This window comes from Rhizobium sp. AC44/96, from assembly GCF_001692185.1.
Taxonomy (GTDB): domain Bacteria; phylum Pseudomonadota; class Alphaproteobacteria; order Rhizobiales; family Rhizobiaceae; genus Rhizobium.
This window is the reverse complement of sequence record NZ_LXKO01000003.1, coordinates 36,329-48,061: the sequence shown is the minus strand read 5'-3', so window position 1 is coordinate 48,061 and position 11,733 is coordinate 36,329. Positions and strand designations below refer to the sequence as shown.

10 protein-coding genes are annotated in these 11,733 nt (G+C 58.3%); 6 read left to right on the top strand and 4 right to left on the bottom strand.

The window, feature by feature from the left end:
* Positions 1-140: 140 nt before the first annotated feature.
* The 6 genes from rsfS (at position 141) to A6U87_RS06975 (ending at position 5,873) form a co-directional block, all read left to right on the top strand.
* The gene (rsfS, locus tag A6U87_RS07000; protein ID WP_065690649.1) at positions 141-584 is read left to right on the top strand and encodes a ribosome silencing factor; all 444 of its coding nucleotides are present in this window, start codon (positions 141-143) and stop codon (positions 582-584) included.
* Between the two features lie 116 nt (positions 585-700).
* Positions 701-1,183, top strand: a complete 483-nt coding sequence (gene rlmH / locus A6U87_RS06995) for a 23S rRNA (pseudouridine(1915)-N(3))-methyltransferase RlmH (RefSeq protein ID WP_065690542.1) — start codon at positions 701-703, stop codon at positions 1,181-1,183.
* A gap of 148 nt (positions 1,184-1,331) precedes the next feature.
* A complete protein-coding gene (locus A6U87_RS06990; RefSeq protein WP_198928686.1) occupies positions 1,332-2,738 on the top strand; it encodes a murein hydrolase activator EnvC in 1,407 nt (468 codons plus the stop codon).
* Positions 2,728-4,050: a S41 family peptidase gene (locus tag A6U87_RS06985; protein ID WP_065690540.1), complete on the top strand. Its 1,323-nt coding sequence runs from the start codon at positions 2,728-2,730 to the stop codon at positions 4,048-4,050. Before A6U87_RS06990 ends, A6U87_RS06985 begins: the two co-directional genes overlap by 11 nt.
* Before the next feature lie 82 nt (positions 4,051-4,132).
* On the top strand, positions 4,133-5,326 hold the full coding sequence (locus A6U87_RS06980; RefSeq protein WP_065690539.1) for a divergent polysaccharide deacetylase family protein: 1,194 nt from the start codon (positions 4,133-4,135) through the stop codon (positions 5,324-5,326).
* Between the two features lie 13 nt (positions 5,327-5,339).
* The gene (locus A6U87_RS06975; RefSeq protein WP_065690538.1) at positions 5,340-5,873 is read left to right on the top strand and encodes an RNA pyrophosphohydrolase; all 534 of its coding nucleotides are present in this window, start codon (positions 5,340-5,342) and stop codon (positions 5,871-5,873) included.
* Positions 5,874-5,912: 39 nt separating this feature from the next.
* Here the strand turns inward: A6U87_RS06975 and bfr are convergent, their stop codons facing one another.
* From bfr to A6U87_RS06955, 4 genes are all read right to left on the bottom strand, one after another.
* Entirely contained in the window at positions 5,913-6,398 is a 486-nt protein-coding gene (bfr, locus tag A6U87_RS06970) for a bacterioferritin (protein WP_065690537.1), read from the bottom strand.
* Positions 6,364-6,738 (bottom strand): (2Fe-2S)-binding protein, encoded by a 375-nt coding sequence (locus A6U87_RS30390; RefSeq protein WP_083199314.1) that lies wholly within the window; start codon positions 6,736-6,738, stop codon positions 6,364-6,366. Before A6U87_RS30390 ends, bfr begins: the two co-directional genes overlap by 35 nt.
* A gap of 99 nt (positions 6,739-6,837) precedes the next feature.
* Positions 6,838-10,272, bottom strand: coding sequence for an error-prone DNA polymerase (locus A6U87_RS06960; RefSeq protein WP_065690535.1), 3,435 nt, complete (start codon positions 10,270-10,272; stop codon positions 6,838-6,840).
* The gene (locus A6U87_RS06955; RefSeq protein WP_275078379.1) at positions 10,272-11,726 is read right to left on the bottom strand and encodes a DNA polymerase Y family protein; all 1,455 of its coding nucleotides are present in this window, start codon (positions 11,724-11,726) and stop codon (positions 10,272-10,274) included. Before A6U87_RS06955 ends, A6U87_RS06960 begins: the two co-directional genes overlap by 1 nt.
* Positions 11,727-11,733 lie beyond the last annotated feature (7 nt).

The window sequence follows — 11,733 nt, the reverse complement described above, 5'->3', positions numbered from 1 at the left end:
GTCATATCCGGTTACTGGCGCCTGCTCATCGCTGCCGCGCCAAATCGGCCGTTCATGCTTTGTGATAGCGCGCGTCTTGAAACCTTAATGGTTTGGTGCCTATCTTAACTATGATTTGGTTCGCCAAATCAGTGATGTGCATGTTCTGTCATTCCGAGAAAGGGAAAGCACTGACAACAGTACACGCCAAGGGAAGAACGCTTGCCGTTGTCCCGAAGAGCCCGGAACGTGGCGTTGATGCCGCTGCCCGCGCCCTGCACGCCGTCCTCGTAAGCTTAGAGGATTCCAAGGCTGAAGATATCGTCACCATCGACATTGCCGGAAAATCGGCGCTCGGAGACTTCATGGTTGTTGTCTCTGGCCGCTCGAACAGGCACGTGATGGCAATCTCCGACCACCTCCTGACCGATCTGAAAGACGAGGGCTTCGGTAATGCCCGCGTCGAAGGTCACGAGAGCGGCGATTGGATCCTGATCGATACCGGCGATATTATCGTGCACGTTTTCCGTCCAGAAATCCGTGAGTTCTACAACATCGAAAAGATGTGGGCGGCTCCGGATATGGATGAGGAAACGCTGCACTAACAGGTAGCCTGGACGGTACGTCCGCTACCTGATAGACGGCGACGACTTGGGCCGGAGAGTTTACCGGCCCCGTGGTTTCTTGCGCTGCAGGACGCCGAAGAGCGGGAGCAGGACGAATGCGCATAGGCCTTTTTGCTGTGGGGCGGCTGAAATCCGGCCCCGAGAAGGATCTTGCCGCACGCTACTTTGATCGCTTTTCAAAGGCAGGCCCGGCAGTCGGGCTCGAGTTTTCCCGTATTGCCGAGGTGGCCGAGAGCCGCGCCTCGAACGCTGAGACGCGCAAGCGCGAAGAGGCAGCGATGCTGCAAAAGACGCTGGCCGAGGGTAGCGTTCTCGTCCTGTTGGACGAGCGCGGCAAGGCACTGGACAGCGAAGGCTTCGCAAAACTTCTTGAAACCTATCGCGACCAGGGCAAACGCGACCTGCTGATCGCGATCGGTGGTGCTGATGGTCTGGATCCCTCGCTTTACGACAGGGCGGACGCGACATTGTGTCTGGGCAAGATGACCTGGCCGCATCAGCTTGTCAGGACCCTCATCGCCGAGCAGCTTTATCGCGCTGTCACAATTCTTTCCGGCCATCCCTATCATCGTGTATGAACGGCTCCAGCGCTCACGCAAGCTTGTCTTGCGCTCTCGGCGTCGATCCGCAATCTTATGGAAAAGCATGCCAAATCACCTTAGTGTTCGCGCGATTTGAGAGGATTGCTCAGCACGCATGCCGATGTCCGCGTTCCAGCGAAAATATCTGATCCTGCCGGCGTTTGCCGCCGGCTTGAGCGCGTCATCTATTGGCATCTATTCGTCTTGGACGATTGATGCCGTAGCGCAGGAGGCAGCGGTCGATGCGGCTCCTTCCGTGCCCGCTGCCGGCGTGACGGAGCAAGCCGTTCCAGACCCTGCGGCGGAACTGGAAAAGAAACGCGACCAGACACGCGGTGAACTGGATGCGCTGTCGAAGACCATCAGCCTTTCTTCCGACAAGGTCGCAGAGCTTCAGAAGAGTATCGCCGATCTCGACAAGAGCACGACCAGCGTTCGCCAGGCGCTCATAGATTCGGCTGCGCGGCGCAAGTCACTGGAAAAGCAGATCCTGGACAGTGAAAAGAAGCTTGCGGAGATTGGCCTCAAGGAGGATGCCGTCCGTCACTCGCTGCACGATCGGCGTGGCCTTCTGGCCGAGGTGCTTGCCGCTCTCCAGCGGATGGGCCGCAACCCCCCGCCCGCGCTTCTCGTCACGCCTGACGATGCCCTCGCCTCGGTTCGAAGCGCGATCCTGCTGGGTGCCGTCGTTCCCGGCATCCGCAAGGAGACCGACAAGCTTGCAGCCGATCTTGCGGATCTTGCTTCGCTTCAGGCGGCCAGCGTTGCCGAGAAGACCAACCTGACGGCGACGATGACCAACAGTCTTGAGGAGGAGCGGCGAATGGATCTGCTCCTTGCGGAAAACGACAAATTGAGCCGCAGCAATGCCGCCGAGCTCGATGCCGAAAAGAAGAGGTCGGAGGATCTTGCGAGCAAGGCAACGAACCTTGAAGGCCTCGTGGCATCCATGGAAACGGAGATCGCTTCCGTTCGGGAAGCGGCTGCGGCTGCGCGGCAGGCCGAAGAGAATCGCAAGCTGCTGTCCGACGAGCAGCGGGCGCAGGCCAAGGCGCTGGCCGACAGCGGGGTGCCCGATAAAAACCGCATTGCACCGGCATATGCCTTCGGAGATTTGAAGGCGAAGCTTGAGCTGCCCGTGGCAGGCGACATACTGCGCCAATTCGGTGATGCGGACGGAACTGGTCACGAGGCCATGGGAATGACGCTTGCGACCAATCCGGAGACGGTGGTCACTGCGCCGGCGGACGGTTTGGTCGTCTATGCAGGCGCGTTTCGCAGCTACGGCCAGATGATCATCCTTGATGCTGGCGACGGTTATCACCTCGTTCTCTCTGGAATGGAGACAATCAGCACGCGCCAGGGAAAGTTCGTTTTCTCGGGTGAACCGCTGGCGACGATGGGCGCAAAAAGAGTGGCAAGTGCGACTGCATTGGCGCTGGAAACAAACCGCCCAACGCTTTACATTGAATTTCGAAAGGACGGTAAACCGGTCGATTCCCGACCGTGGTGGACCGCCAAAGACACTGGAAAGGCACGCAATGATTCGTAGGGCTTCTCTTGTTCTGGTTGGCGCATTGATGGGTGCGACGGCCATGAGCGTTATTTACTCCGCGGGGGCGCCTGCGGAGGCTGCGGGAGCGTCCACCTACAAGGAGCTTTCCGTTTTCGGTGATGTCTTCGAACGTGTCCGTGCCCAGTATGTGACGCCGCCTGCCGAAGACAAGCTGATCGAAAATGCCATCAACGGTATGCTGTCTTCGCTGGATCCGCATTCAAGCTACATGAATGCCAAGGACGCCGCCGACATGCAGACCCAGACCAAGGGTGAGTTCGGCGGTCTCGGCATCGAAGTCACCATGGAAGACGAGCTCGTCAAGGTTATTACCCCGATCGACGATACACCGGCTGCGAAGGCCGGCGTTCTCGCCGGCGACTACATCTCGGAGATCGACGGCCAGTCTGTTCGTGGCCTGAAGCTCGAAGACGCGGTCGAAAAAATGCGCGGACCGATCAATACGCCGATCAAGCTGACGCTCATCCGCAAGGGTGCGGACAAGCCGATCGAGCTGACGATCGTGCGCGACATCGTCGCCGTGCAGGCGGTCAAGTCGCGCGTCGAGGATGATGTCGGCTATCTCCGCGTCATTTCCTTCACGGACAAGACCTATCCCGACCTGGAAAAGGCGATCGAGAAGATCAAGAAGACCGTTCCGGCTGACAAGCTCAAGGGGTATGTCCTTGACCTTCGTCTGAATCCGGGCGGCCTGCTGGACCAGGCAATTCAGGTTTCCGACGCGCTTCTCGAGCGTGGCGAGGTGGTGTCCACCCGCGGCCGCAATGCCGACGAGACACGTCGCTGGAACGCAGGCCCGGGTGACCTGACGGACGGCAAGCCTGTGATCGTTCTGATCAACGGCGGCTCGGCTTCGGCTTCCGAAATCGTCGCTGGCGCTCTGCAGGATCTGCGCCGTGCTACTATACTGGGTACGCGCTCCTTTGGTAAGGGATCTGTACAGACGATCATCCCGCTCGGCGAAAACGGCGCCCTTCGTCTGACGACGGCTCTCTACTACACGCCGTCGGGTCGTTCGATCCAGGGAACCGGGATCACGCCTGACATCAAGGTCGAAGAACCCTTGCCGGACGATCTCAAGGGCAAGATGGTGACCGAAGGCGAATCCAGCCTGCGTGGCCACATCAAGGGCCAGAGCGAAACGGACGAAGGCTCCGGTTCTGTCGCTTACGTGCCGCCGGATCCGAAGGACGACGTGCAGTTGAACTACGCGCTTGACCTTTTGCGTGGGAAGAAGACCGACCCGTCCTTCCCGCCGAATCCTGATAAGGCCGTCAGCGCAAAGTAACCAATGAGACAAGGCGTCAGGCCGGATTTTGTCCGGCCTGACGCCTTTTTGCTGCCCTGATGCCCGAATCCAGGAAAGAACGTTGAGGACCGACCTACACGCACCGTTGGGACAGAATCAGAAAAGCGGACGCAAGCGGCCGGGCGTGTTGCGCATGGGTCGAATCGCTGCTGGCCTCTGCCTTATCCTTGTCGGTGGCTTCTCATTCTATACGGCCCTGCGCGACGATGGGCTGAAGCAGGAAGAGCCGAAGGAAAAGACTTCTCCGGTGCCTACCGAGACCGCACAGAAGACCGACGAACCTCAGACGCCGGCGGACGCCGGCGGCGTGACGCGATCGGGTCCGCAATCCGGTGCCAATGTCGAACAGATGATCGCCGGTGATGGTTCGGTCGTGACCAAATACAGTCCCAAGAGCCGGGAAGGCGACGGGCCGGTTCTGGTCGATGCCACACAGATCGGGCAAGATCCTCGGATGGCGGCCATCCCGAACGATGCACTGCTGGAAGACACGCCTCAGGGGCGGCTACCGATTGTCGGGCCGGATGGGCGGCGGCCGATGGACCAGTATGCGCGGCCATGGTCTGGTGCGCACGGCACCAAGATTGCGATTGTCGTCAGCGGCCTTGGCCTCAGCCAGACCGGTACGCAGCGCGCGATCCAGCAGCTGCCCGAAGAGGTAACTTTTGCCTTCGCCGCAAGCGGCAACAGCCTGCAGAGGTGGATGCAGGATGCCCGCCGCGGCGGGCACGAAATATTGTTGCAGGTGCCATTCGAACCCTTCGGCTATCCGGCGAACGATCCTGGTCCCGGTACGCTCCTGACCTCCAAATCCGTCGCCAAGAATCTCGACAGTCTTCACGAGGCGATGGGCGAGATTACCAATTACACCGGCATCATGAACTACCAGGGCGCGCGCTTCCTCTCTGACGTCAATGCGATGGAACCGGTGATGCGCGACATGAGCAAGCGCGGGCTGTTGTTCCTCGATGACGGGACGTCTGCGCAGTCAAAGACCGCCGTCCTCGCGAAGGGAACGGAGCTGCCTTACGCACTTGCCGATGTTCAGCTGGACAAGCAGCTCGATGTGAACGCAATTCTGCAGAAACTGGACGAGCTTGAGCGGGTGGCGAAACGCAACGGTCAGGCGATTGGCGTCGCATCGGCCTTCGACGAGAGCATCGATGCCATTTCGCAGTGGACCGAAGAAGCGGCGATGCGCGGCATCGAGATCGTCGGCGTCTCGGCGCTGGTCAATGATCCCAAGAAACCGTGAACCGAGACATTCGATGAGCAAACGTATCGTAAAGCCAGAAGATCTTCCTTATCGCCCATGCGTCGGTGTCATGATCCTCAATCGTAGTGGTCTCGTGTGGGCGGGGCGGCGGATACCCGAGGAGAACTCGGAGTATGACGGATCGCCGCAACTCTGGCAGATGCCGCAGGGCGGCATCGACAAGGGCGAGGAGCCGATCGATGCAGCGTATCGTGAGGTCTACGAGGAAACGGGCATTCGGACCGTCACGCTACTTGCCGAGGCGAAAGATTGGATCAATTATGATCTGCCCGCACATCTTGTCGGAATCGGCTTGAAGGGAAAATTTCGCGGCCAGACCCAGCGTTGGTTCGCATTTCGCTTTGAGGGAGACGAGAGCGAGATCGCGATCAATCCACCACCGGGCGGTCATGCGGCGGAGTTCGATGCGTGGGAATGGAAGCCCATGGAAGCGCTGCCGGATCTCATCGTCCCTTTCAAGCGTCAGGTCTACGATCAGGTGGTCAGTGAATTCCGGCATCTGGCGGGCTTGAGCGCCGCAGAGTAGCTCTGGCCGCAGAAGCGGCCAGAACCATGTTGTGACGTATTATTCCGCCTCGTTGGCGGAATCGGCGTTGAGCTGGCCGTATTTCGCTTCGCCAATCTTGCCGAGGAGTTCGAGCTGGGTCTCGAGGAAGTCGATATGACCTTCTTCGTCGGCGAGCAGTTCTTCAAACAGTTTCATAGAAACGTAGTCGCCGGCCTCATGACAGATGTCGCGCGACTTCTTGTAGGCAGTGCGGGCGTCGTACTCGCCGGCAAGGTCGGATTCCAGAACTTCCTTTACGTTCTGTCCGATGCGCAGAGGTGCGAGCGTTTGCAGGTTGGGGTGCCCTTCAAGGAAGATGATGCGTGCGACTAGGCGGTCGGCGTGATGCATCTCTTCGATGGATTCCGCGCGCTCTTTCTTAGCGAGCTTCGTGTAGCCCCAATCTTCAAGGAGTCGATAGTGAACCCAGTATTGATTGACTGCGCCGAGCTCGAGAAAGAGGGCCTCGTTAAGCCGCTCGATGACTTTTTTGTCGCCTTTCAATGTCCGCTCTCCTGTTTTCTTCATGGAAGTTTCTGAGGCGAGACATGAAATCAAATATTTCCGCTTCCGTCGAGTGGTGACGGGCGTGATATTCCTCTGTCGTTTGAATGATGATGTCGACGACGTTCGGGAAGCAACCGCAGCAACGACCCCGTTTTTCCATCGCGTGATAGACCTTTGCAGGCACGATCAGCTGCCAACAGTCCTGATCGAGAAGCTCGTTGATGACTTCCCGGATTTCGTGATCCGTTATGTAGTTACAGCTGCAGACAAGCACGTCGTCATTCCAAACATGACATTCACTATCCCCTTTTCTGCTAAAGGAGACGACAAATGTCAAGAAAAAATAGAATCTGCAGCTGAGCCTTTGGTCGCATCTCCGATGAGTGCTGCTGCGGTTTGAGCATCTAGGCTACTACCAATTCGAACTGAGCTTCTCTCAATGGAAGTTTCGGCCTCTTGGCATAACGCTGGCTGTCTCACGTGCTTCAGTCCTACTACCCGCAGTTATCTTTCGCTCCATAACCGCCTTCTCCAAGGCGTTGGCTACCTTTCGTTGACGCGGGTCCGCTGTCGGGTTGAGCGCTTCATCGGAGCGATCGCTAACGCCGAACCGCCGGGCTTCCTTCTGCAGGATACCAAGTGCGGGCGTGATGTCCTCGATATGATCGACGACGGTATGGATGACGCCGCTCTGGCTTTGAAGCCTGCCATATATCTTCACAAGCCGTGCTCCCATGACGATCGGGCGGTACTTCTCGAAGACCTTCATCCAGACAATGGCATTGGCAACGCCCGTTTCGTCTTCCAATGTCATGAAGATGACGCCCTTGGCTGAGCCTGGGCGCTGACGCACCAGAACAAGACCGGCGATCGTCACTTTGCTTCCGTTCGGGACGGCCAGGAGGTCGACGCTTCTGATGATGCCCGCCTTGTGGAATTCCTCACGCAGGAACGAAACCGGGTGTGCCTTCAGAGAGAGCGAGAGGTAGCGATAATCCTCGATGACCTGTTCGCCCGGCAGCATTTCCGGCAATCTTATCTCCGGTTCGACCTGCAGGTCGATGTGGCTTACCTGGTCAAACAGGGGAAGCTTTTCAGCGGCGCTCCTCACATCAAGCGCTCGCACGGCCCAGAGCGCATCCCGTCGCGACAGTCGTATGGAGTGAAAGGCATCCGCATCAGCGAGCCGTTCTATATCGGCTTTCTGCAGGCCGGAACGCAGCCAGAGATCGCGGATGGACGAATAGCCCCCGCCTCGGTTTGTAACGAGTTGTTCCATGCTCGTTTCCGAAAGACCCTTTATCTGCCTGAAGCCAAGCCGAACGGCTCGCTTTGTCTTGATGACATCCCGCATGCCGGCATGCCGGAAATCGACTGCGCGCTTGTTGAATTCGGTTTCCTCAAGCAAGCAATCCCAGTTCGATTCATTGATGTCGACGGGCCTGATTTCAACGCCATGTTCCCGGGCATCCCTGACAAGCTGTGCGGGCGCATAGAAGCCCATTGGCTGCGAATTCAACATCGCGGCACAGAAGACATCAGGATAGTAGGCCTTCACCCAGGACGATGCGTAGACCAGCAGCGCGAATGAGGCCGCGTGGCTTTCCGGGAAGCCGTATTCGCCAAAGCCTTTAATCTGATTGAAGCATTGCTGAGCAAAATCGCGGCTGTAATCCTTGGCGACCATGCCTTCGATGAACCGCGTCTCGAAATTGCCAATGGTGCCTGTTCGTTTGAAGGTCGCCATGGCACGTCTCAGTTGATCCGCCTCAGCTGGTTTGAAGCCCGCTGCCGTGATCGCGATCTGCATGGCCTGCTCCTGAAACAGCGGAACGCCAAGCGTTCGTTTGAGAACTTCTTTAAGTTCCGGGCTCGGGTATGTTGTCGGGATGCCGCGTGCCTTTTCTTCCCTGCGCTTGAGATATGGATGGACCATGTCCCCCTGAATGGGACCGGGTCTGACGATGGCGACCTCGATGACGAGATCGTAGAATTCCTTCGGCTTCAGACGCGGTAGCATGCTCATCTGTGCCCGGCTCTCGATCTGGAAAACGCCAAGCGTGTCGGCCCGGCACATCATCGCATAGACCGGTTCCTCGTCCTCATGCGTGTCGTTGCCGAGATCTGTGAGCGTCTTCTTGACGTCGTAGTGCAGGAGAAGCAGATCGAATGCGCGCTTCAATGCAGTCAACATTCCGAGCGCCAGGATGTCGACCTTAAGGATCTTCAGGTTGTCGAGATCATCCTTGTCCCATTCGACCATGTAGCGTCCGGGCATTGCCGTGTTCATGATCGGAACGACTTCATCCAGCCTGTCCCTAGTGATGACGAAGCCCCCGACATGCTGGGTGAGATGTCTGGGAAAGCCTAGAAGTTCGGATGCATATTTCAGCACGTTTTGGGTCATGGGATCGGAAGTTTCGAGCCCGGCGGCTTTTGCTTCCCGCTCAGACAACTTTTCTTCCGACCAGCCCCAGACTAGGCTGCCGATGGCAGACTGAATATCCTCGGAAAGACCGAAGGCCTTCGAGACCTCTCGACCGGCCGATCGGGTGCGGTAAGTCGTCACCCCTGCCGTCAGGCCGGCATGTTCCTTGCCGTAGGTCTGATAAATATACTGGATGACCTCCTCGCGCCTCTCGTGCTCGAAATCGACATCGATATCCGGCGGCTCGTCGCGGTCCATCGAGAGGAAGCGGTCGAAAAGCAGGGTGCTCTTCTCCGGGTTAACCTCGGTTATCTCAAGGCAATAACAAATCACCGAGTTTGCAGCGGAGCCGCGCCCCTGGCAGAGGATATTCCTCTCGTGGCGGGCATATTGGATGATCCGGTGGACCGTTAGGAAGTATGGTTCATATTGTTTTTGACGAACGAGGCTCAACTCGTACTCAATGTTCCTCTGAACTTTCTCAGGGACACCATTGGGAAAGCGCTTTGCCGCACCTGATCTGGTCAGACGCTCCAATGTTTCATATGGCGTTTCCCCTTCGTCATTCTCGGAAGGGTAATTGTGTTCCAGTTCGTCGAGCGAAAAGGAAAGACTGCCAAAAAACTTCGCTGTGTTCGTGACTGCCTGCGGGTAGTCTCTGAAGAGGCGCGGAATTTCACTGCCACTTTTGAGATAACGTTCGGCATTTGGAGCCAGGAGAAAGCCAGCTTCGGGAATGGGAACGTGCTCCCGGATCGATGTCACGATATCGGCGAGAGGGCGGCGGGCCGTATCGTGGTAGAGCGGCTGGTTGGTGGCGATCAGCGGGATGCGGTTGCGATCCGCCAGCATGGAGATGGTCGCAAACATACGTTTATCACGGCCATCATAGGCGGGGGCGAGCGCCATGTGGATGTTTTTCCGGAAGCGTTTTCTGAACCGTTCCAGACAGGCTTCGAACGCGGCGTGATTGTTATCATCGGCAACGGATGAGGGCGGAATGATCGCAAGCATCATGTCGTCGCCCCATTCAATCAGATCCGCTTCCGACAGAACGCACTTACCCTTCTCGGCTCTCAGGTTTCCGGCGCTCAGCAACCGGCAAAGATGCGCCCAGCCTTGACGGTCGCGAGGGTAGGCAAGAATGTCAGGCGTTCCATCCGCAAAGACAAGACGAGCTCCCGGCTGGAAACGGATCGGATCGGGAATGATGTCCTTCTTCTCGCGCTCCTCCAGAAGCCCGGCTTTCTTTCGTTCAAACTTCTTCCGGATCGCCTCCGCCTGGGCATGGGCCCGGACGACACCTGCAACCGAGTTGCGGTCGGCAATGCCAAGGCCTCCAAGCTGCAGAACGGCAGCCTGAACGACCATTTCCTCAGGCTTGGAGGCGCCCTCCAGAAAGGAGAAATTGGTCTTGGCGCCGATTTCGAAGAAGACGGACATCAGGCAATGACCCCATGCATGAACCAGCTTTGCGCCGTGTCACGCTCATAATGGCCTTGGCGATAGATCCAGAAGCGGCGCCCCTTATCGTCTTCGATCCGGAAGTAGTCTCGATCCGCAGCTTTTTCTCCATCCAAGCCATCGAGCCACCATTCCATTGCCAGTCGCTCCGGTCCCTCGCTCTTCAAGACGCGATGCTGCATGCGCCGCCAGTGAAAGCTCGCTGGTGCACCATCCGGGATTTCAATGGCAAAGGCCTCCATCGGCTCCGCTTTCCGCAATAGCCGGATGGGCCGCTCGCTCCTGGCTGGCGGCGGATGTCCTTCTCGAGTTTTCGGGGCGGACAGATGATTAATCGCCGGCACTGTAATGGAGGCTCGTTCCGGTACGTGGCTCTCTCGCAATTGGAAGGTTTGCAGGCAGTCTTCTCCAAGGCGGGCGGAAACCCGATCCACGAAGGCAGAAAGAGAGGCGTCCTTCTGCTGGTGCTGTTCGAAATCACCCTGTGAGGTCACGAAATCTTCGTGCAGGAGCACGTTGAGACGAAGGATCTCGAATCCGTAACCGGCATCGAAATCGTCGTGAATTGCCTGCAGGCGTTCGGCAAAGAGAGCGGCGATGCGCTTGGGCTCACGCAAGGGCTGCGCAGTTCCGGCAGAAATCCGAAACACCTTGCCGTCGACGCGAAACAGCACCAGTTCGAAGATGCGGCCGCCGACGCCACGCGCTTCGAGCGAAGGCTTCAGGGAGACGGCAATCTGGTCGGTGAGCGCAAGGATATCGTCTTCGGCTCCGATCGGCTCAATCAGGCGACGTTCGACCGAGAGGCTTGCGACGGGCAAGCGCGGAGAAACCGGTTCCTCATCGGTTCCAAGCGCCTGATCCAGCCTCAAGAGTACCGTTCCTCCGAAGCGGCGGGTGAGGGGCGCGCGCGGGGCGGTTAGCAGATCGCCGACATATTTGAGCCCCATCTTGTTCAGGGCCCCTATCGTTTCTTCCTCGAGACGCAAGGCCGCGACGGGCAGGGGGGCCAGCGCCTGTTCTGCCTCCCCGTGCTCGATAATGCCGCCTCGACCGAAACGGCTGATGGCCCAAGACAATCCGGGCGAGGAAGAGATCGCGCCGCGCGCGTCAATTCCCATCTGGAAGAGCCTTGTGAGAATATCCTTGAGAAGGGAGGCCTCGCCGCCGAACAGATGGGTGCAGCCGGTTATGTCGAGGAACAGGCCATCCACACCGTCGAGAGCGACAAGCGGGGTGTAGCGATCGCACCAATCGGCGATCGCTTCCAGGAAGCGTCGGTTGGCGGCCGGGTCGTCCTCGATCACATCGAGCGCGGGGTAGATGGCGCGGGCTTCGGCGACGCCCATATGCTTTCGGAGATTGAGGGTTTCGGCTGCCTCGTCGAGCGCTGTCAGCCGCATGGTATTGTTGAGGCGGCTTGAACAGACGATCGGCGCT